Source organism: Streptomyces sp. P1-3, assembly GCF_050613155.1.
Classification (GTDB): Bacteria; Actinomycetota; Actinomycetes; order Streptomycetales; family Streptomycetaceae; genus Streptomyces.
In genome coordinates this window covers 4871007-4892360 of the sequence record NZ_CP192512.1, presented here as the reverse complement: position 1 = coordinate 4892360, position 21354 = coordinate 4871007, and the positions used below count along the sequence as shown (strand labels likewise).

General features: G+C 72.4%; 20 protein-coding genes. 3 read left to right on the top strand and 17 right to left on the bottom strand.

Annotated features, from left to right (window positions below; translation table 11 throughout):
- Positions 1-21 precede the first annotated feature (21 nt).
- On the top strand, positions 22-960 hold the full coding sequence (locus ACQUSR_RS21160) for an MBL fold metallo-hydrolase (protein WP_431044155.1): 939 nt from the start codon (positions 22-24) through the stop codon (positions 958-960).
- A 37-nt stretch (positions 961-997) separates the two neighbouring features.
- Complete coding sequence (locus ACQUSR_RS21155; protein ID WP_431044154.1) at positions 998-1432, top strand: hypothetical protein; 435 nt, start codon at positions 998-1000, stop codon at positions 1430-1432.
- A gap of 55 nt (positions 1433-1487) precedes the next feature.
- On the opposite strand, the gene ACQUSR_RS21150 is transcribed toward ACQUSR_RS21155, so the two are convergent.
- From ACQUSR_RS21150 to ACQUSR_RS21105, 10 genes are all read right to left on the bottom strand, one after another.
- Positions 1488-3668, bottom strand: a complete 2181-nt coding sequence (locus ACQUSR_RS21150; protein ID WP_431044153.1) for an ArnT family glycosyltransferase — start codon at positions 3666-3668, stop codon at positions 1488-1490.
- Positions 3669-3678: 10 nt separating this feature from the next.
- Entirely contained in the window at positions 3679-4989 is a 1311-nt protein-coding gene (locus ACQUSR_RS21145) for a glycosyltransferase (RefSeq protein WP_431044152.1), read from the bottom strand.
- Positions 4990-5014: 25 nt separating this feature from the next.
- Positions 5015-6631, bottom strand: coding sequence for a HAMP domain-containing sensor histidine kinase (locus tag ACQUSR_RS21140; RefSeq protein WP_431047750.1), 1617 nt, complete (start codon positions 6629-6631; stop codon positions 5015-5017).
- A 74-nt stretch (positions 6632-6705) separates the two neighbouring features.
- Positions 6706-7443, bottom strand: coding sequence for a response regulator transcription factor (locus ACQUSR_RS21135; protein ID WP_431044151.1), 738 nt, complete (start codon positions 7441-7443; stop codon positions 6706-6708).
- 73 nt (positions 7444-7516) lie between these two features.
- Positions 7517-7972: a MarR family winged helix-turn-helix transcriptional regulator gene (locus ACQUSR_RS21130; RefSeq protein ID WP_431044150.1), complete on the bottom strand. Its 456-nt coding sequence runs from the start codon at positions 7970-7972 to the stop codon at positions 7517-7519.
- Positions 7973-8068: 96 nt separating this feature from the next.
- The gene (locus ACQUSR_RS21125; protein WP_431044149.1) at positions 8069-8728 is read right to left on the bottom strand and encodes a hypothetical protein; all 660 of its coding nucleotides are present in this window, start codon (positions 8726-8728) and stop codon (positions 8069-8071) included.
- Positions 8729-8749: 21 nt separating this feature from the next.
- Positions 8750-9304, bottom strand: coding sequence for a hypothetical protein (locus ACQUSR_RS21120; RefSeq protein WP_431044148.1), 555 nt, complete (start codon positions 9302-9304; stop codon positions 8750-8752).
- Between the two features lie 113 nt (positions 9305-9417).
- Positions 9418-9822 carry a hypothetical protein gene (locus ACQUSR_RS21115; RefSeq protein ID WP_431044147.1) on the bottom strand — a complete coding sequence of 135 codons (405 nt, stop codon included), beginning with the start codon at positions 9820-9822 and terminating at the stop codon, positions 9418-9420.
- Positions 9823-9951: 129 nt separating this feature from the next.
- On the bottom strand, positions 9952-10245 hold the full coding sequence (locus ACQUSR_RS21110; RefSeq protein ID WP_304462018.1) for a DUF3039 domain-containing protein: 294 nt from the start codon (positions 10243-10245) through the stop codon (positions 9952-9954).
- Between the two features lie 75 nt (positions 10246-10320).
- Entirely contained in the window at positions 10321-10926 is a 606-nt protein-coding gene (locus tag ACQUSR_RS21105; protein ID WP_431044146.1) for a YqgE/AlgH family protein, read from the bottom strand.
- A 250-nt stretch (positions 10927-11176) separates the two neighbouring features.
- Here ACQUSR_RS21105 and murA point away from each other — a divergent pair, with 250 nt between their 5' ends.
- Positions 11177-12511, top strand: a complete 1335-nt coding sequence (gene murA / locus ACQUSR_RS21100; protein ID WP_431044145.1) for a UDP-N-acetylglucosamine 1-carboxyvinyltransferase — start codon at positions 11177-11179, stop codon at positions 12509-12511.
- Between the two features lie 164 nt (positions 12512-12675).
- Here murA and ACQUSR_RS21095 read toward each other — a convergent pair whose 3' ends face one another.
- The 7 genes from ACQUSR_RS21095 to ACQUSR_RS21065 form a co-directional block, all read right to left on the bottom strand.
- On the bottom strand, positions 12676-12957 hold the full coding sequence (locus ACQUSR_RS21095; RefSeq protein ID WP_016645140.1) for an HU family DNA-binding protein: 282 nt from the start codon (positions 12955-12957) through the stop codon (positions 12676-12678).
- A gap of 335 nt (positions 12958-13292) precedes the next feature.
- Positions 13293-14717: an NAD-dependent malic enzyme gene (locus tag ACQUSR_RS21090; RefSeq protein WP_431044144.1), complete on the bottom strand. Its 1425-nt coding sequence runs from the start codon at positions 14715-14717 to the stop codon at positions 13293-13295.
- 407 nt (positions 14718-15124) lie between these two features.
- Positions 15125-17548 (bottom strand): HelD family protein, encoded by a 2424-nt coding sequence (locus ACQUSR_RS21085; protein ID WP_431044143.1) that lies wholly within the window; start codon positions 17546-17548, stop codon positions 15125-15127.
- Positions 17549-17680: 132 nt separating this feature from the next.
- Positions 17681-18496, bottom strand: coding sequence for an anti-sigma factor family protein (locus ACQUSR_RS21080; RefSeq protein ID WP_431044142.1), 816 nt, complete (start codon positions 18494-18496; stop codon positions 17681-17683).
- Complete coding sequence (locus ACQUSR_RS21075) at positions 18493-19017, bottom strand: sigma-70 family RNA polymerase sigma factor (RefSeq protein ID WP_431047748.1); 525 nt, start codon at positions 19015-19017, stop codon at positions 18493-18495. Before ACQUSR_RS21075 ends, ACQUSR_RS21080 begins: the two co-directional genes overlap by 4 nt.
- Positions 19018-19226: 209 nt before the next feature.
- Positions 19227-19823: a CGNR zinc finger domain-containing protein gene (locus tag ACQUSR_RS21070; protein ID WP_431044141.1), complete on the bottom strand. Its 597-nt coding sequence runs from the start codon at positions 19821-19823 to the stop codon at positions 19227-19229.
- 176 nt (positions 19824-19999) lie between these two features.
- Positions 20000-21217 (bottom strand): uroporphyrinogen-III synthase, encoded by a 1218-nt coding sequence (locus ACQUSR_RS21065; RefSeq protein WP_431044140.1) that lies wholly within the window; start codon positions 21215-21217, stop codon positions 20000-20002.
- Between the last annotated feature and the right edge of the window lie 137 nt (positions 21218-21354).

The following is a 21354-nucleotide window of genomic DNA, read 5'->3' as shown; positions in this document are numbered from 1 at the left end:
CGCTTCCCTCCAGGGGGTCTCATGCGCATCCACCACCTCAACTGCGGTTCTCTCCGGAAGATTCCACCGCTCGGCCGACAGCTCGCGGCAGGCACCGCGAACCGCGAACTGGCCATCGTCTGCCATTGCCTGCTCATAGAGACCGCCTCGGACGGGCTGATCCTGGTCGACACCGGCCTCGGCAGCGCCGACCTGCGGCACCCCGACACGACACTGGGCGCGGACTGGGTGGCCTACGCCCAGCCCGCGCTGGACCCCGGCGAGAGCGCGCTGCGGCAGGTCGTCCGCCTCGGGTACGCGCCGCAGGACGTGCGGCACATCGTGCTCACCCACCTGCACCGCGACCACACGGGAGGGCTGCCGGACTTCCCTCACGCACGGGTGCACGTGCACCCCGACGAGTACCGGGCCGTCACCGACCCCGCGGCACCGCACCACCGGCACAGCCTCGACCGCTTCATGCCGGCCCACCGGGCGCACGGCCCGCTGCTGACGCCCGCGTCCGCGGACGACCGTACAAGGTGGTTCGGCTTCCCGGGCGTGGCGCGCCCGCAGGGGCTGGCGTGCGAGCTGCTGCTGGTGCCGCTGCCCGGTCACTCGGCGGGACACGCGGGTGTCGCCGTACGCGACGACGACGGAAGGTGGCTGCTGCACGCGGGCGACGCGTACTTCCACCACGGCGAGATCGAGCACACCCCGCCCCTTTCCCACCCCGCTCTCGACCCGGTCCAGCAGGGCGCGCAGACCGACGCCGCGGCCCGCGTGGCCACCCGCGACCGACTGCGCGACCTCCGCCGCGACCATCCGGAAGAGGTCACCGTCTTCAGCGCGCACGACCCGTGGGAGCTGGCTGCTTTCGGCCACGCCGCCGTGAATCGGTCATCCTCGGCGCCCCGGGAACTCGGCCGATCCGGTGATCATCTCCCAGGGCAGCCCGACACACGCACAAATGACGGGTGATTCGCTAACTTTCGGCATTTTTCACAAGGAGTCCCTTATGTCTCGACGCAGTGCGCTGCGCGCCGCCGTCGCCTCCGCCGCCCTCCTCGGAGCCGTCATGGTCCCGGCCGCCACCGCCTCCGCCATCGCCGTCGGAGAGCCCGTCACCCAGCGCGGCGGTGGCGGCCAGGGGCCGGTGCTGCCGGTCGGCACCTGCGTGGTGAGCAAGGAGGTCAAGCTCGGCGGGGGCACCGTGGCGGTCATGCTCAACACCGACGTCGGCCCGTTCGCCTCCTTCAAGGACGGGATCGACCACATCCAGCTCACCGGCTGGCTCGACCGCCAGCACTCCAAGCTCCCCGAGTCCGCCGGCTTCCAGGGGGAGATCCTCAACGCCGACAGCGCACAGCCCAAGCTCCTGGTCAACTTGGAGGGCGGCGGCCACAAGCCGGGCATCATCGACTTCCCCAAGCTCCCGGCAAGCTGCCGCTGAGCGGCGGTGCCGCGCCCGGCTCCGGCCGGGCGCGGCACCATCTCGGCGTCGGCGGTTACGACGCCTTCCGGGTGAGGTCGTAGAGGGTCGTGCCGTCCACCGTGACCTTCTTGAAGGTGTCCTCGATCCAGGACGTGATCCGGGAGGAGGTGCCGTTGCCGCCACCGGGGCCACCGCCGTTGTCGCCGCCGGGGCCTTCGCCCATGCCGCCGCCCATCCCGCCGGACGCGATGAAGTAGTGGATCTTGCCCTGCTGCACATGCTCCTTGAACTGGGCGAGGGTCGGGGACGGGTCGCTGCCGTTGAAGCCGCCGATGGCCATCACCGGGTCCTCGGTGGCCAGCTGGTAACTGGCGGCGTTCTGCGAGCCGATGGCCGCGGCGACCCAGGTGTAATCGCCGGAGTTCTGCTCCAGCTTCGCCTTCACCTCGCCGCTGACCTGCTGGCCGTTGAGCAGACCGCCCATGCCGCCGCCGCGACCGCCACCGTCGCCCGTGCCGCCGGGACGGTTGCCCTGCTGCGGCGACTGGCCCTGCTGGTTGCCGCCCTGCGTTCCGGGCGGGCCGCCGTTCGGAACGCCATTCGGAGCGCCGTTGGGGGCACCGTTGGATGCGCCGTTCGGGGCACCGTTGGACCCGTTCGGGCCGCCCTTGCCGCCACCCGGGAATCCGCCCGGACCACCCCCAGGACCGGCCCCCGGCCCACCGCCGCCCGGACCGCCAATGCCACCCGCCACCGCCGGGCCCGCCGTGACGATCGAGCCGCCGTGCGGGGTGTCGACCGTGGTGAGCGTGTACGCGACCGGCCCGGCCAGCGCGGCCGCCAGCCCCAGGCCGGACGCGGCCAGCGCCAGCGCGCGGCCTGCCTTCGCCGCCGCCAGCAAACCGGCCGCGGCCACCAGACCGCCCACCAGTACCGCCTGGCGCAGCCACGGGTGCCAGTCGGCGGCGCGGCCCAGCAGCTCGTACGACCACCACGCGGTGCCCGCGACCGTGGCGGCGAGGAGCACCGACGCCGTGGCACCGGCGTTGCCGCCCTCCGCGCGCCGCTCCCACAGCGCCGTCGCGCCCATGCCCACGAGCGCCGCGATGTAGGGCGCGAGCGCGACGGTGTAGTACTCGTGGAAGATCCCGGACATGAAGCTGAACGTCACCCAGGTGACCAGCAGCGCGCCGCCCCACACCAGGAACGCCCCGCGCCGCACGTCCGTGCGCTTCGCCCGCCAGGTCAGCCACAGCCCGGCCAGCAGCAGGACGAGGGCGGCGGGCAGCAGCCAGGCGATCTGACCGCCGATGTTGCCGTCGAACAGCCGGGTGATGCCGGTCTCGCCCCATCGGCCGCCGCCCTGGCCACCGCCACCGCCGCCACCGCCACCGACGCTGCCGGTCTCCTCGCCGTTGAGGCGGCCAAGTCCGTTGTAGCCGAAGGTCAGTTCAAGGAAGCTGTTGTTCTGCGAGCCGCCGATGTACGGGCGCGAGGACTCCGGCCACAGTTCGACGATCGCGACCCACCAGCCGCCGGAGACGACCATCGCCAGCCCGCCCAGCAGCAGCTGCCCGATCCGCCGGCCCAGCCTGGGCGGGCCGCACACCGCGTACACGAGCGCGAGCGGCGGCAGGATCAGCCACGCCTGGAGCGTCTTGGTCAGAAAGCCGAGGCCGAACGCGGCGCCCGCCAGCACCAGCCACTTCGTACGGCCGTCCTCCAGCGCGCGCAGCACGAGGTAGACAGCGGTGACCATGAGCAGGCACAGCAGCGCGTCGGGGTTGTTGAAGCGGAACATCAGCGCCGCGACCGGCGTGACCGCGAGCGTGGCGCCCGCGATCAGTCCGGCGGCCGGGCCGAACCGGCGCCGGACGGCCGCGTACAGCACGCCCACCGTGGCCACGCCCATCAGCGCCTCGGGGACGAGGATCGCCCACGAGCCGAGCCCGAAGATCCGTACCGACAGGGCCATCGGCCACAGTGCGGCCGGGGGCTTGTCGACGGTGATGGAGTTCGCGGCGTCCGACGAGCCGAAGAAGAACGCCTTCCAGCTCTCGCCGCCCGCCTGGACGGCGGCCGAGTAGAACTGGTTCGCGTAGCCGGACGCCCCCAGGCTCCACAGGTAGAGCACGGCGGTGGCGGCCAGCAGCGCCCACAGTGCCGGGCGCGCCCAGGCCGGGTCCCGCGCCAGGTCCCGCGCCGGGGGCACGTCCCGTGCCGGGCGCGCGTCCGCGATGTCGTACGTGGTCATCGGGTGATCCTCAGTGGTTGTCGTGGGAGGCGGGGCGGTGGGCGACGGCGCCTTCGGAAGCCGTCTCCGCGGGGAAGACCCACGCCCGGAAGAGCAGGAAGCGCAGGACGGTCGCGGCGAGGTTGGCCGCGATCAGGACGGTCAGTTCGGTGCCGTGGCTCGGGGCGCCCGCGGCCGCGCCGAGCGCGGCGAGGGAGCCGCTGGTCAGCGCGAGGCCGATGCCGAACACGACCAGGCCCTGGGCCTGGTGGCGTACGGCGCGGTCGCGGCCGCGTACCCCGAAGGTGAGCCTCCGGTTGGCGGCGGTGTTGCCGAACGTGGACAGCAGCAGCGCCAGCGCGTTGGCGGCCTGCGGTCCCGTACCCATCCGGAACAGGGAGTACAGCAGCAGGTAGCACAGGGTGCTCAGGGCGCCGACCACACAGAACCCGACCAGCTGGCGGGGCAAGCCGCCCGGCACACCGGACAGTTCGCGATCCCGCGGATCGTCGCCGAAGGGGCGGCGCAGCCGGTCCAGCGGCAGCCCGCCGGTGACCAGCGCGCGCCCCACCCGCCACACCCCCTTCAGGTCGTCGGTCGCCGTCCTGACGATGTGGACTGTGCTGTTCGGGTCGTCGACCCAGTCGACGGGCACCTCGTGGATGCGGAGCCCGGCCCGCTCGGCGAGCACCAGCATCTCGGTGTCGAAGAACCAGCCGGTGTCCTCGACCATCGGCAGCAGCCGCTCCGCGACGTCCTTCCGGATCGCCTTGAACCCGCACTGCGCGTCGGAGAAGCGGGCGGCGAGCGAGCCGCGCAGGATCAGGTTGTACGCCCGCGAGACGAACTCCCGCTTCGGGCCTCGGACGACCCGCGAACCGCGCGAGAGGCGGGAGCCGATCGCCAGGTCGGAGTGGCCGGAGATGAGCGGGGCGACCAGCGGCAGCAGCGCGTTCAGGTCAGTCGACAAGTCGACGTCCATGTAGGCGAGAACGGGCGCGTCCGACAGCGACCACACGGTACGCAGCGCACGCCCGCGGCCCTTCTGCTCCAGCCGGACCGCCGTGACCTCCGGGACCTGGACGTCCAGTCGGGCGGCGACCTCGGGGGTGCGGTCCGTGCTGGCGTTGTCCGCGATGGTGATCCGGAAGGGGTACGGGAAGGTGCGGACGAGGTGGTCGTGCAGGCGGCGCACGCACGGTTCGAGGTCGGTTTCCTCGTTGTAGACGGGGATCACGACATCGAGCACCGGCTCGCGCCGGCCGACCGTCACGTGCTCCCGTGCGGGCAGGGTCTGCGGTGGGGTCCCGGGCGGTGCCGCGAGAGGGGTCTCGGTTCGCATGGGTCGAGACTCGGCGGCGGCGCTGTCATGGCTGTGTGGTCGGCCTGTGCCCCGCCTGTGAGTGCGTCTGTGAGTGCGTCCCGGGCAGGTGAACAGCGAAGACGGTGCGGCCGGGCGCGCTGTCGACGGTCACCCGGCCGCCGTGCGCCGCCACCACCGCGGCCACGATCGCCAGGCCCAGACCGGTGGATCCGGCGGCCCGCGAGCGGGAGGCGTCGCCGCGGGCGAAGCGCTCGAACACATGCGGGAGCAGGTCGGGTGGGATGCCGGGGCCGTCGTCCTGGATCTCCAGCGAGGCGCCGGGGGCGTACTGCCCGTACGGGGGACGCAAGGTGGACGACGCGCCGTACGGGGGACGCGCGGTGGACGACGCGCCATACGGGGCACGCGAGGTGGACGACGCGCCATACGGGGCCTGCCGCAGCACGCGCGCGGTGACCGTCGTCCCGGGCGGGGTGTGCGTACGGGCGTTGGCGAGGAGGTTGACCAGGACCTGGCGCAGCCGCGCGTCGTCGCCGGACACCGTCGCGGGGTCGTCGGGCAGCTCCAGGCGCCACTTGTGGTCGGGCCCGGCCGCCCGCGCGTCGCTGACGGCGTCGACCACCAGGGGTGAGAGATCGACTTCCGCGCGCGAGAGCGGGCGGCCGGCGTCCAGCCGGGCGAGCAGCAGCAGGTCCTCGACCAGGCCGGTCATCCTCGCCGCCTCGGACTCGACCCGGCCCAGGGCGTACCGGGTCTCCGGGCCGATCTCCTCGCGCCCGCGCCTGGTCAGTTCGGCGTAGCCGCGGATCGAGGCGAGCGGCGTCCGCAGCTCGTGGCTGGCGTCGGCGACGAACTGGCGCACCCGCGTCTCGCTCTCCTGGCGGGCGGCGAGCGCCGAACCGACGTGCCCGAGCATGCGGTTGAGGGCCGAGCCGACCTGGCCGACCTCGGTACGCGCGTCGGCCTCCGCCTGCGGTACGCGCTCGTGGAGGGCCACTTCGCCGCTGTGCAGCGGGAGTTCGGAGACGCGGGCGGCGGTCGCGGCGACGCGGCGCAGTGGGCGCAGGGCGACGGTGACCGTCGCGGCACCCGCGATGGCCGCGGCGACCAGCCCGGCGCCGGCGACGCAGACCTCTACGAAGATCAGGGTGTTGACGGTGTCCTCCACCTCGTACAGCGGGTACGCGAGGAGGAGCGTGCCGTCCTGGCCGACTTGGGCGCGGTAGCTCCCGAGGCCGGGCAGGTCGAGGGTGTGCACGGCACCGTCCAGCGGGACCGACCCGAGTGCCTCCCGCTGGGCGCCGGTCAGGGCGTCCAGCTGTTCCGAGGGGTTGAAGGTGGGGCCGGGGGCCGCGTCGTTGAGCTTCTTGGCGTCGATGATCGCGCCACCGGGCGACAGGCGGGCGCCGACCGTGCCCACAAGCTGACCGGGCCGCGCGACGAAGTTCATGTCGCTGCGGTTCGCCCCGTCGCGGTTCGGCCCACCCTGGGCGCCGACGACGGCCGTCCGCAGGTCGTCGTCCACCTGCCCCTGGAGGTAGGAGTGCAGGGCGATGGCCGTGACCGAGCCGATCACGGCGCAGACGACCCCGATCAGCACGACGGACGAGACGACGAGGCGGGTACGGAGCGACCAGCGCAGCCCTTTGCCGCGCTGCACGCGCGGGGAGCGGGGCGGGCGAGGCGGGGGCGCCGCCGCACGGCCGGGCCGCGGGATCGGGTGCGCCACGGCGCCTACTCCCCCGGCTTGATCAGGTACCCGGCTCCGCGCCGGGTGTGGATCATGAGGCTGCGCCCGGCGTCGATCTTCCGGCGCAGGTAGGAGATGTACAGCTCGACGACGTTGGCCTGGCCGCCGAAGTCGTACGACCAGACGCGGTCGAGGATCTGCGCCTTGCTGAGCACGCGACGCGGGTTGCGCATCAGATAGCGCAGCAGCTCGAACTCGGTCGCGGTGAGGTGGATCTCCCGGCCGGCCCGCGACACCTCGTGGCTGTCCTCGTCCAGGACCAGGTCGCCCACGGTCAGGAGCGACTCGCCGCGCGCGGCCGCGGCGCCCGAGCGGCGCAGCAGACCGCGCACCCGGGCCACGACCTCCTCCAGGCTGAACGGCTTGGTGACGTAGTCGTCGCCGCCCGCCGTCAGCCCTGCGATCCGGTCCTCGACCGCGTCCTTCGCGGTGAGGAAGAGCACCGGGATGTCGGGCAGCTCGGCGCGCAACCGCCCCAGTACGGCCAGCCCGTCCATGTCGGGCAGCATGATGTCCAGGATGACGGCGTCCGGGCGGAACTCGCGGGCGGTCCGGACGGCGTCGGCCCCGTCGCCCGCGGTGGCGGCGTCCCAGCCCTCGTAGCGCAACGCCATCGACAGCAGGTCGGCGAGTGCCGACTCGTCGTCCACCACCAGTACCCGGACAGGGCTCCCGTCGGGTCGCAGCAGCTCGGAACGCCCACGGGGCAAGGTCGCCTTCATGCTCCTCACCTTCGGGCGGCGACCTGAGAGCCTTCTTTGCCTTGTCTGTGAATCTCCTGAGAATCCCGTGCGACTACGGGAGGTCGCTGTCCCCGCCCAGGTTGGCGATCATGCGACGCAGGACGTTGAGCGCCGCCACGTACTCCTCCGTGGCGATGCCCTGGTGCATCTGCTCGTGCACCCGCACGTTGCGCTCCCTGGCGCGCAGCCGCCCCGCCTCTCCGGCCTCGGTCAGTGTGAGGGTCCCGCCCTCCTCCGTCATCCATCCGCGCGCGACCAGGTCGTCGAAGACCCCGCCGAAGTCGATGCCGAGGTCGTCGAAGCGGACCAGCTTCTCGGCGAGCGCGGCGCGGCTCCACGTACCGGGTGCGCCCGCGACGTGGTTGAGCGTCCACCAGTGCGGCTGGGTGAGCTGTTCCACGGCCAGCTGCGCGCGGAGGCTCCCCACGACGGCACGGCTGGCCTCGGCGCTCCAGTAGCCGATGGGCTGCGCGGCCAGTTCCTCTTGGGCGTATTCCTTGATGTCCATGCGAAGACCGTAGAAGTTCAACCAAGGTTGAGGTCAAGGCACGAGAGCGCCGGACGGGCTCGGGGACGCCCGGGAAGCCCGCCCGGCGCGGGGAGACTACGAGCCCGGGACCGCTGCCGCGCTCTTGGCGAAGACGTCCTCCACCGTCAGCGGCTCGTCCGCCACGGCCGTCCGGGGCCGCGCCTTGGCGGCGGGGCCGAGTTCCCGGGCCGCCTCCGGGTCGCGGGGCGTCTTCAGGGCGCCGTTCTCCACGCCGACCACACAGCCGGCGGCCGAGGCGCAGCGGTAGACCGGGCCGTCCGGGCCCTCGTACCAGGGGCTGAGGTAGAAGACGTAAGTCCCCTTGGGCAGGTCGTTCACGACGTCGGACAGGTCGTCGCCGGGGTGCCGGGTGAACTCCACCACGGCCCGCTTGACCCCCGCGTCGCTCGACCGCTCGACGTTGACGGCGATGTTGGACGTGCGGTTCGGCGGCTTGCCCTGCTCGCTGTAGTCCCGGCCCTCCGTGGCCCCCGAGACCGTACCGAGGACGACGAGGCCCGAACGCTCGGCGATGTCGGTGACACTCGCGGGCGGTTCGACCTCGACACCGGCGGCGCTCGCGTGCGCCTCCCAGAACCCGCTGTCGCGGGTGTCGGCCTTCGTCTCCTGCTTCGTCTCCTGCGTGCTCGACGAGCAGGCGGCCGCGCTCAGCATGACGGCAGCGGCAGCGGCGACCGCGCCGGCGACCGGAGCGAATCGCGTACGGATACGCATCAGATGCTCTCCCTCTCCGGCTCAGTAGTGACCGTTGATGTGGTTCTTGTCGTGCTTCGAGTAGTACAGGTGGTCGGGGTTGGCCCGCAGGCAGGAGCGGTTGGCGAACGAGTAGTCGCTGTTCTTGCCGGAGAGGTGGTGCAGGCCCACGCTGTGCCCGATCTCGTGGCACCCGACGGCCTTGTAGTTGCTGTGCGGTTTCTTGCGGTTGACCACGATGGAGTGCTGCTCGCACTTGTCGGAGCCCGGGGCGACCCGCTTGAGGCAGGTGGTCCAGGCGTACCAGCGGACCTGGTCCCCGGTGGGATTGAAGGTGCCGTAGGTCCAGACGTCGACCTTCGGGTCGTACGTGGTCGTCACGCTGGTCGTCATGTCGGTGGGCGCCAGCGCCTTGGTGCGCGCGTACTCGAACGCCGACTTCTGCGCCGACGTCAGGTCCTTGCCGTAGTAGAACGAGTGCGCCTTGTTGTCGGCGACCTTCGGACCGAAGTTGGTGGCCGAGGCCGACTGCGCCGTCGTCAGCGCCAGGCCGACGGCGGCGCCGAGTATCGCGAACGTACGTATGGGACGTTTCATTGGGTTCTCCCCCGAGATACCTCAGTTCAGGCACAGGGGGACGCACGCCTCGCGTGTCACGATCCCCCGGCTGAGCGAAGGGTACACAGCCCCGACACGCGCGGAACCACGGGCTAGTCGCGGGGGAACTCCTCGCCGGGGTAGGCGGGTTCGGGATACGGCGCCGCCTCCACCACCGCGCCCGCCGCGGCCAGCCGCGCCTCCACCTGGCCCCAGTCCGGCCAGTCGTCCCGGAAGCGGCGCAGGATCCGGGCGCTGGCGATGAGCACCACCTCGCACCCCGGCTCGTCGGCCCACTCCAGCACCCTGGCGAGCGTCGGCTGAGTCACGGAGAACACACTGCTGCCGACCGGCTCGTACCCCCGCTCGGCGGCCAGCCGCCCGCATCTGCCCAGCTGCGCGTCCCAGTCCTTCTCGAACTGGCAATAGGCCGTGATCCGGTCGTCGGCCTCGTCGACCTCCCGCGCCCCGAAGACCAGATAGGCCACCCGCACCCGCTTGACGGCGTCACCGCTCATGCCGGGAAACCCTACTGCCGCCGGGCACGGTTCGGCCCCCGCCATGTGGAGCAGTGTGGCGGGGGCCGACCGCGTGCGGTGCGAACGGGAGCGACGCCGCGGGCCGGACGGGACCGGGGCGCGGGCGGGCTACTTCTTGCCGCCGCCCTTGCCGTCCTTGTCGTTGCCGCCGCCGACGCCCATGCCCTCGAAGATCTCCTTGCACATGGGGCACACGGGATACTTCTTCGGGTCACGGCCCGGGACCCAGACCTTGCCGCAGAGTGCGACGACCGGAGATCCGGAGAGCGCGCTCTCCATGATCTTGTCCTTCTGTACGTAGTGGGCGAAGCGCTCGTGGTCGCCGTCACCGTGCGACACCTGGGGTGTCGGCTCAACGAGGGTCCCCGTACCTGCCCCGCGCTCGGGCTCAAGAGTGCTCATACGGACCAAGGGTACTCACGCCCGCGGTGTGCGGGGAGCGACCGCCGCGGCCCGCTCTCACGGGCGTGCCGCGGCTCAGTTCAGCGACGGGTCGTCCGGGTACGTCGCCACCATCGCCAGGTCGCTGCGCTGGCGGCGCAGCACCGAGCGCCACAGGTGCTCGGGGTCCGGTGAGGAGACGTCGCCGGGTTCGGACTCGACCACGTACCAGGCGCCCTCGGACAGTTCCTCCTCCAGCTGGCCCGGGCCCCACCCCGCGTACCCCGCGAAGATCCGCAGGCTGCCGAGCGCGGCGGCCAGGAGTTCCGGCGGGGCCTCCAGATCCACCAGGCCGATCGCGCCGTACACGCGCCGCCAGCCCAGCGGCCCGTCGCCGAGGATCGCCGACGGCTGGCCCCCGTGGTCCTCCCGACCCGCCTCACCTGGGACGACGGCCACGCCCAGCGCGGAGTCCAGGGACACCGGGCCGCCTTGGAAGACCACCCCGGGTTCGCCGGCCAGCGCCGCCCAGGACTCCAGGATGTCGCCGACTCCCACCGGGGTCGGACGGTTGAGCACAACCCCCAGTGAGCCCTCCTCGTCGTGGTCGAGGAGGAGCACCACCGCGCGGTCGAAGTTCGGGTCCGCCAGCGCGGGTGTCGCGACAAGCAGCCGTCCTGTGAGCGAGGACACCTCGGTCATGGCCACATGATCCCGCATATCCCGCCCCGGCGGGGAGTGGAAACCGGATGACGCCCGTCAGCACGGCGGGGGCGTACGACAGCGGCGGCGGCGCGCGTCACCGCCCGCCTCCGGCCGCGTACGCACCGTATCGAAAGGGAGCTTTCAGGCAACCTCCGGCACCTTTCCGGCCATCGATCCTGGCGGAGGGGGGCTTCGCGGCCATTACCCTTTTCTTCTGCCCCTGCCCATCCCAGGAACGCGAGACCAGATGACCGGCATCGATGACGTACTCCTCGTCCACGGCGGTACCCCGCTGGAAGGCGAGATCCGGGTCCGCGGCGCGAAGAACCTCGTGCCCAAGGCCATGGTCGCCGCGCTGCTCGGCAGCGAGCCGAGCCGACTGCGCAATGTGCCCGACATCCGCGACGTGCGCGTGGTGCGGGGGCTGCTGCAGCTGCACGGCGTGACCGTACGTCCCGGGGACGAACCCGGCGAGCTGGTGCTGGACCCGACGCGCGTGGAGAGCGCGAACGTCGCCGACATCGACGCGCACGCGGGCTCCTCCCGGATCCCGATCCTGTTCTGCGGCCCGCTGCTGCACCGCCTCGGCCACGCGTTCATCCCGGGCCTGGGCGGCTGTGACATCGGCGGCCGGCCGATCGACTTCCACTTCGACGTGCTGCGGCAGTTCGGCGCGACGATCGAGAAGCGGGACGACGGCCAGTACCTGGAGGCCCCGCAGCGGCTGCGCGGCTGCAAGATCCGCCTGCCGTACCCGTCCGTCGGCTCCACCGAGCAGGTGCTGCTGACGGCGGTGCTCGCCGAGGGTGTGACGGAACTCTCCAACGCGGCGGTCGAGCCGGAGATCGAGGACCTCATCTGCGTGCTGCAGAAGATGGGTGCGATCATCTCCATGGACACCGACCGGACGATCCGGATCACGGGTGTCGACAAGCTCGGCGGCTACAACCACCGCGCGCTGCCGGACCGCCTGGAGGCGGCGTCCTGGGCGAGCGCGGCGCTGGCGACCGAGGGCAACATCTACGTCCGCGGCGCGCAGCAGCGGTCGATGATGACCTTCCTGAACACCTACCGCAAGGTCGGCGGCGCCTTCGACATAGACGACGAGGGCATTCGCTTCTTCCACCCGGGTGGCCCCCTGAACGCCATCGCCCTGGAGACCGACGTGCACCCCGGCTTCCAGACCGACTGGCAGCAGCCGCTGGTGGTTGCGCTCACCCAGGCGGCGGGCCTGTCGATCGTCCACGAGACGGTGTACGAGTCGCGACTGGGCTTCACCTCCGCGCTCAACCAGATGGGCGCGCACATCCAGCTCTACCGCGAGTGCCTGGGCGGCTCGGCCTGCCGCTTCGGCCAGCGGAACTTCCTGCACTCGGCGGTCGTGTCGGGACCGACCAAGCTCCAGGGCGCCGACCTGGTCATCCCGGACCTGCGCGGCGGCTTCTCGTACCTCATCGCGGCACTGGCGGCGCAGGGCACCTCGCGGGTGCACGGCATCGACCTGATCAACCGCGGCTACGAGAACTTCATGGCCAAGCTGGTGGACCTGGGCGCGAAGGTCGAACTGCCGAACGCCCTGTAAGGCCCGTACAGCGGTTTTGGTCCCGTACGCGCTCTCCAATACCCCGGGGAGCGCGTACGGGCTTCTACGCCCCCGCCACGCCCCCTTATGCGCCCGTAAAGGGCTACCGGCACGTCAAAGGGCGGTCACCCTCCCGTGGGTGACCGCCCTTCACGCTTCGGGGCTTACTTGCCCTTGGCGGCTTCCTTGAGCTTGGAGCCCGCGGAGACCTTCACGCTGTAGCCGGCCGGGATGTTGATCGGCTCACCGGTCTGCGGGTTGCGCGCGGTGCGAGCGGCACGGTGGGTGCGCTCGAAGGTGAGGAAGCCGGGGATGGTGACCTTCTCGTCGCCCTTGGCGACGATCTCGCCGACGGTCTCGGCGAACGCGGCCAGCACGGCGTCGGCGTCCTTACGCGTCACCTCGGCGCGGTCGGCCAGCGCGGCCACCAACTCACTGCGGTTCATGTTGTACTCCCGTGTTCTTCTTGCCAATGAGGCGTGAGATCGAAGCCGATGCTGCCAGGGCCCTCGGACAGTCCCCGGACCCGGGTCTGACCTAATTGATCTTTCCGCGCCCTGGGGGTCCCCCCTGGACGGAGTCCTCGGGGGAGCATCCTGCCCCCACCTGTGGCGGGAAAGCCAATCCGGCGCCCGGGAAGGTCACACGAAGAGCGCCGTGAGGGCGGGTTTTTTCTGCCCGTCACCCTATGGGGACGGCCTCGGGCGCACGCCGCGCGACGCGCCGTGCCGATCCGGTACGGGCCTCGCCGGACCTCGTACCGGATCGGCACGGGCTCGGCTCAGAGCTCGTTGTCGATCGCGGTGACGGCCTTGGCGGCGTTCCGGACGGCGCCGGCGACCGCACCGGCCACCTTGTCGTTGAAGACGCTGGGGATGATGTAGTTGGCGTTGAGTTCCTCGTCGTGGACGACGTCAGCCAGCGCTCCGGCGGCGGCGAGCATCATGCCGGTGTCGACGGTGCGGGACTGGGCGTCGAGCAGGCCGCGGAAGACGCCGGGGAAGACCAGCACGTTGTTGATCTGGTTGGGGAAGTCCGAGCGGCCGGTGGCGACCACGGCGGCGGTCTGGCGGGCGATCGCCGGGTCCACCTCGGGGTCGGGGTTGGCCAGCGCGAAGACGATCGCGTCGTCCGCCATCGCGGCCACGTCCTGACCGCCCAGCACGTTGGGCGCCGAGACACCGATGAACACATCAGCGCCGCGCACGGCCTCCTTCAGGGTGCCGGTGACACCCTCGGGATTGGTGTTGTCGGCGATCCAGCGCAGCGGGGAGTCCGGGTCGGCGTCGACCAGGTCGGTGCGGCCGGCGTGCACCACGCCGTGGATGTCGGCGACCACCGCGTGACTGACCCCGGCGGCGATCAGGAGCTTGAGGATGGCGGTGCCGGCCGCGCCCGCCCCGGACATCACCACCCGCACATCGCCGATCTTCTTACCCACCACGCGCAGCGCGTTGGTCAGGGCGGCGAGCACCACGATGGCGGTGCCGTGCTGGTCGTCGTGGAAGACCGGGATGTCCAGCGCCTCACGCAGCCTCGCCTCGATCTCGAAGCAGCGGGGCGCGGAGATGTCCTCCAGGTTGATGCCCGCGAACCCCGGCGCGATGGCCTTGACGATGGCGACGATCTCGTCGGAGTCCTGGGTGTCCAGACACAGCGGCCAGGCGTCGATGCCCGCGAACCGCTTGAACAGCGCGGCCTTGCCCTCCATCACCGGCAGCGCGGCCATGGGGCCGATGTTCCCCAGACCCAGCACCGCGGAGCCGTCGGTGACGACCGCGACACTGTTGCGCTTGATCGTCAGCCGGCGGGCGTCCTCGGGGTTCTCCGCGATCGCCTGGCAGACCCGGGCCACACCGGGGGTGTAGACCATGGACAGGTCGTCACGGTTGCGGATCGGATGCTTGGACGACATCTCGATCTTGCCGCCGAGGTGCATCAGGAACGTACGGTCGGAGACCTTGCCCAGCGTGACGCCCTCGATGCCGCGCAGCTTCTCGACGATCTCGTCGGCGTGCGCGGTGGAGGTCGCGGCGATGGTGACGTCGATACGGAGCTTCTCGTGGCCGGAGGCGGTCACGTCCAGGCCGGTGACCGAACCACCCGAGGACTCCACCGCGGTGGTCAGCTGGCTCACGGCCGTGCCGCTCGCCGGAACCTCAAGCCGAACGGTCATCGAGTAGGAGACGCTGGGCGCCGTTGCCATGGCCGACTTCCTCTACTTTCCCTGTTCCACGTTGCTGTCCTCAGATCGTCGCACCTACCTGCCGGTACGGGGTAACCAGGGGTTAATTTTGAAAATATTGTTCTGCGATACGGAAGCCTCGAAAGGGGCGTAAAACGGCATCAGGTCCGCGTCAGAGACTGACGCGGACCTGATGCCTGTCGCATAGAGGTGGCACCGACCCGCCATGCTCGCCTCGCGGCAAGTGGTCGCTCGAAGCGACGAAGGTTGGGCCCGGGGGCTTGGATCGGGCCGGTGCCGTACTCAGGCTAACAAAGGATCGCCGGATGCGATTCCCATCGTGGCGGTCCGCACAGCACGTGCACCGGACGGACCACCGCGGGGCTCCGGACGGACCAGCGCGGGGCTCCGGACGGACCAGCGGCCGGTCAGTCGCGGAGCAGGTCCGGCACCCCGGCCGCGTCCGGCTCGTCCCGCTCGCCCGACACGACCGTCAGCCGCTGGGTCGCCCGTGTGAGCGCCACGTACAGCACCCGCAGCCCCGCCGGGGACTCGTCGGCGATCTCGGCGGGCGAGACCACGACCGTCGCGTCGTACTCCAGGCCCTTGGCCTCCAGGCTGCCCAGCGGCACCACCCGGTCGCCTAGCCCGGCCAGCCACTGGCGGGCCTGCTCCCGGCGGCCCATGGCGACGACCACGCCGACGGTGCCGTCCACGTCGGCCAGCAGCCGCCGCGCCTCGGCGCGGACCCGGTCGCCCAGGTCGCCGTCAGCACCGCCGTCCGCGCCGCCGTCAGCGACAGCACTGTGTCCATCGTTCGCTACCGCAAAACGGGGCACCAAGCCGGTGGAGCGGACCGCCTCCGGAGCGGTCATACCGGGCATCGCCAGCGCCAGCACCTTCGATGCCAGGTCGGCGATCTCGGCCGGGTTGCGGTAGTTGACGGTCAGGGTGAAGCGGCGGCGCGGGCGGTTGCCCAGCGCCTCGGCGCGCGCCTCGGCCGCCTCGTCCGGGTCGGACCAGGAGCTCTGCGCCGGGTCGCCGACGACCGTCCACGTGGCCTGGCGGCCGCGCCGCCCCACCATGCGCCACTGCATCGGGGTCAGGTCCTGCGCCTCGTCGACGATGACGTGCGCGTAGTCCGTACGGGCCTCGTCCCGCAGCCGCTCCAGCCGCTCCTCGCGCGAGCGCCGCCCGCCCTCCAGCCGCTCGGCGTAAGTGGTCAGTTCGTCCAGACCGGTGAGCTGGTCCAGCGGGTCGGCCTGGCGGCGCTTGGGGCGGGCCGGGGCGCCGAGCACGGTGTGCAGCTCGTCCAGCAGCGCCACGTCGTGCACCGACAGCGGGCCGTGCCCCCCGGGCCCCAGCCGTCTGAGGGAACGGGCCAGCAGCCGGGTCTCGCGGGGCGTGAGCACCCGGCGGGCCCAGCGGCCCAGCCGCTTCTCGTCGGCCATGGCGGCCAGTACGGCACGCGGGGTCAGCTCGGGCCACCACGCGGAGAGGAAGTCGGTGAACTCCGTCTCGGTGGAGATGTCCTCGTCGAACGCGGCACGGGCCTCGGCGGCCAGTTCGGGATCCGAATAGCGCCGGTCGCCGCCGGATCTGCTCCACAGGGCGTCGAGCAGCAGCCGCCGGGCCCGCGGCCGGAGCAGGTTGACCGGCGCGGTGCCGCCCAGCGCCGTCTGCCGGATGCGCCGCAACTGGTCGGCGTCCAACTCGACGCGCTGCCCGAACGCGACGACGCGCAGCCGGTCGGGCACCCCGCCCCCGGCGGCCCCGGCGGCGGTGCCGCCGCCGGGCAGCGTCTCCAGGGCTCCGCGGGCCGCCCTCCGCAGCAGCTTCGCCATGCGCGCCGAACCCTTGATCCGGGCCACGGCGGGTTCGTCGTACTCCGTCGCCTCCGCGCCGTCCACCAGCGAGCCGACGGCGCGGATCGCGACCTGCCCCTCCTCGCCCAGCGACGGCAGCACGCCCTCGGTGTACGCGACGAGGAGAGGGGTCGGGCTCACCACGAGGATGCCGCCCGCGTACCGCCGCCGGTCCTGGTACAGCAGATACGCGGCTCGGTGCAGCGCGACCGCGGTCTTGCCGGTGCCCGGACCGCCCTCGACCTCGGTGACGGAGGCGGCGGGCGCCCGGATCACCAGGTCCTGCTCGGCCTGGATGGAGGCGACGATGTCCCGCATGGTGTGGCTGCGGGCCTGGCCGAGCGCGGCCATCAGCGCGCCGTCGCCGACGACCGGCAGCGGCGCCCCGTCCAGGGTGGCGGTCAGCTCCGGGCGCAGCAGGTCGTCCTCGACGCCCAGCACCCGGCGCCCCTTGCTGCGGATGACCCGGCGCCGTACGACGCGGCCGGGGGCGACGGGCGTGGAGCGGTAGAAGGGCGCGGCGGCGGGCGCGCGCCAGTCGATGACGAGCGGCGCGTAGTCCGCGTCGAGGACGCCGAGACGGCCGATGTGCAGCGTCTCGGCGATCTCCGCCCGGTTCTCCCGGACGGCGTCGTCGGCGGGCTCCACGGACGTGTACGCGCCGTCCGGCCCGCGCTCGCCGTCCTTGCCGAGCAGCAGGTCGACGCGGCCGAAGAGGAAGTCCTCGAACTCGCTGTTCAGCCGGTTGAGATGGACCCCGGCCCGGAACACCTGGGCGTCGCGCTCGGCGAGCGCGCCCGGGGTCCCGACCTGGCCCCGTTTCGCGGCGTCGTCCATCAGGAACTCCGCCTCGTGGATCTTCTCCTCGAGGCGCCGGTACACCCGGTCCAGATGCCTCTGCTCGATCCGGATCTCACGGTCGCGGAGTCCGTCCCCGTCCCGCGTCGCCGCCGTTGGTGCGGTGTGCGTGGCGTTCTGCGCAGCCACCAGGCCCCCTTCTCCTGTGCATAGGGCAGCCGTCAACCGTACGCGAACCAGGGCATGTGCGCACCTGTCCGGACGACCCGACCTGGACGGCCCGTCCCGGACGACCGACCCGGGTGGTCAGAGCCGGGCAAGTCAGAGCCTGACCGTGGCCAGCCGCTCGCCTTCGAGCGTACGGACCTCGAACCGGTCGATCTCATCGCGGTCCAGGGCCGCGCCACCATGGGCGTACAGGGGTTTCCTGCTCCATTCGCTGTCGCCGTCCGGCAGGCCGTAACCGGGCCGGGGCACGCTCCAGGTGGTGACCGTCTGCCGCTCGCCGTTCTTGCCGACGGCGACCAGGCCGCACCGCTCGGGGCCCCTGACGTTGGCGAGCCTGAGGACGACGTGCGTACCCCAGGGCTTCTGTTCGAGCGCGACCGTGGCGGACACCTTGGTACGAGGGTCGGTGGCCCCGGTCTTCTCCCCGTGCCGGTACATCTCCTCGGCGAGGCTCTGGACGGACGGGTGGCGGTCCGCTCCGGAGGAGCCGGAGGTGAGCGCGGCGGTGGCGACGGGCCCCGCGATGATCAGCGCGGCGGCCGCGCCGACCAGGTACAGGCGCCGCCTGCGCGACCTGCGGCGGCTGGCGCCCGCCTCGGCCAGGAGCCGGTCGAGCATCTCGGGGCCGGGCCGGGCGGTGATCGTCTGGGGGTCGGGCGCGGACGCGGCGAAGTCGGCGAGGAGCGGGGGCAGGCCCATGAGCCCGTCGAGTTCGGCGGCGCAGCGGTCGCACCCGGCGAGGTGCGCTTCGAAGCGGGTGGCGTCGGCGTCGTCGAGGATGCCGAGCGCGTAGGCGCCGACGTCGGTGTGCGGCGAGTCCGGCGCGGCCGGCGGGCTCGCCGAATTCGGCGAGCGCGGCGGCTGCCCCTGGTTCGCCGAGTCCCCCCGGTGATCTGCGGGCGGCGTCATGCCGTCACTCCTCGTTCTTCGAGCGAGAGCTTCAGGGAGCGCAGGGCGTAGAAGACGCGGGACCGTACGGTCCCGGCCGGCACCCCCAGCACCTCCGCGGCCTCACTCACCGTGCGTCCCTTGAAGTACGTCTCGACGAGGGCGTCCCGGTGCGCCTCGGTGAGGTCGCCGAGCGCGTCGGAGATGGTCATCAGGCGCAGCGCGCGGTCGATCTCATCGGCCGCGGGCAGCAGGTCCAGCGGCGCCGGGTCCACCTCCTGGGGCCTGGCCTGCCGGCTGCGGTGCCCGTCGATCACGATACGGCGGGCCACGGTCACCAGCCAGGGACGCACCGAGCCGGTGGCCTTCTGCAACTGGTCGGCGTTGCGCCAGGCCCGCAGCAGCGTCTCCTGGACCACGTCCTCCGCGCGGTGGCGGTCGCCCGCCACCAGCCGGAGGACGAACGCGAGGAGTGGACCGGCGTGCTCGTCGTAGAGCGCCCGCATCAGCTCGTCGTCGGGCGACGTCCTCTCGGTCACCATGGCATCCTGGCGCACCCGGCCCTCCTGGGTCGATAGGGCGTTGCCATTGTCGTCGTGGGTACGGATCGGGTACGCGGTCTGTTCAACGGCGAGACGGGTTTTCCCCAGTCCCTCCCTCCAGTCCTTGCGGGGGTAGAGGGGACCCCCACCTTCCCGAAACCGGGGGCTGCGCCGCACATCGGTTGGTAGGGGGAACCCCTCGGCGCGACCTACGCCCGGGCGCCACCCACGCGGCGGCGGTGCCGGGCCACCCGTTCGCGGTTGCCGCACACCTCGCTGGAGCACCAGCGTCTGCGCCGCCCGCGCGAGGCGTCCAGGTAGACCAGCGAGCAGGTCTCCCCCTCGCACCGGCGCAGCCGGCCGCGCGCGACGGGGTCGGTGAGCAGTTCCACGGCGTCCCGGGCGACCTGGGCAAGCAGCGCCCCGCAGTCGGGCGCGGCGGCGAGGGAGCGGACGAGGGTGCCGCCCGCGTCCCGTACGGCGCGCGGGGCGGGCGGGGCGGTGGCGGCGAGGGCGTTGACGCGTTCCAGGTCGGCGCCGGTGGCCCGGCCGTCCACTTCCGTGTGCACGACGCGGTGCAGCAGATCGCGCGTGGCCCGGAACCGGGCGAGCCAGCCGCTGTCGACGGCGTCCAGCGGTGTCCCGTGGGGCACCAGACCCGAGCCGAGCAGCCAGTCCTTGAGCCGCTCGGGCCCGTCGAGGTGTTCGACCGGTTCCGCGCTGAGCCGTCCGCCGAGCGTGGCGACCAGATCCAGGCAGATCCGCCCTGCGTCGAACCGCAGCGCGTGGGAGGCCGCCGCCGTCATGCTTCCGTCACCCCTTCGGTGCGCGATGCCGGGTGCGTGCGTGCCACTCCAGGGTGCCCTTGGGGGGCGGGGCCGGGAAGCCCGCGGCGGCTGTGACTCCGTAACGGCACTCCCGTAACCGTGGCCGCGCGACTAACGCCCCACAGGGGGCCCAAGCCCGAGGCCCGGTCCCAGGCCTACGCGTAGTCCGCGTACTTGCTGTCCGCCGACGGGTCCAGCGCCAGCCGGTAGCCGCGCTTGACCACCGTCTGGATGAGCTTCGGCGCGCCGAGCGAGCTCCGCAGCCGGGCCATCGCCGTCTCCACGGCGTGCTCGTCGCGCCCCCCGCCGGGCAGCGCGCGCAGCAGGTCGGCGCGCGCGACCACCCAGCCCGGGCGGCGGGCCAGAGCCCGCAGCAGGGCCATCCCCGCCGGGGGTACGGCGCGCAGTTCCCCGTCCACCACGACCGCGTGACCGCGGATCTCCAGCCGCCGCCCGGCGACGGGCAACTGCCGTGCCCTGCCCGGCAGTTCGGCGGTGAGCAGCTGGACGAGGGGACCGAGCCGGAAGCGTTCCGGCTGGCTGGTCGGCACGTCGTGGGCCTGGAGCGGCAGCGCGGTGACCGGACCGACGCAGGCGGGCAGCACGTCGTGGCGCAGCGCGTCGAGGAGTTCGCCGAGCATGCCGCGCCGCTGGGCCCGGTCCAGCAGGCTGGCGGCGGCGGGGGCGCTGGTGAAGGTGACGGCGTCCAGGGCGCGGGCCACGGTCGCGTCCAGCAGCCGGTCGACGGGGCCGATGTCCTCCGGCGGCATCCAGCGGTACACCGGTACGCCGACGACCTCGGCGCCACCGGCCCGGAGCGCTTCGACGAAGCCGGGCAGCGGCTCGCCGTGCAGTTGGATGGCGATCCGGCGGCCGCTCACGCCGTCCTCCAGCAGCCGGTCCAGGACCTCGGCCATCGACTCGGAGGCGGGCGACCACTCCTCGGTGAGCCCGGCGGCCCGTATCGCGCCGCGCACCTTGGGGCCGCGGGCCAGCAGCCGTACGCCGCGCAGCCGGGTCAGCAGCGCGTCGCCCACCCCCCAGCCGTCGGCGGCCTCGATCCAGCCGCGGAAGCCGATGGCGGTGGTGGCGACGACGACGTCGGGGGCGTCGTCGATGAGCTGCTTGGTAGCGATCAGGAGCTCGGCGTCGTCGGGGAGCGGGACGATGCGGAGGGCGGGCGCGTGCAGCACGGCGGCACCGCGCCGCCGCAGCAGGGCGCCGAGTTCGTCGGCGCGGCGGGCGGCTGTGACACCCACGGTGAACCCGGCGAGCGGGCCGGGCCCGGCGTCACCGTACAGACTGGTGGCACCGCGCGGCCCGGCGTCTCCGTGACTGTCCTGCCGCGTCTGTCGGTCTTGCTGTCCGTGCATGGTTCTCGTCCCGATCCGCTGTGGTCAGCGCGCGTCCTGACGGGGTCCGCATTCCTAGCGAAGTTCCTGGCGAAGTCCGCAATCCTGCCGACGGGGCGTGTCGGACGCGGTTCCGCCCGGTTTCCCCGGTGTTACGG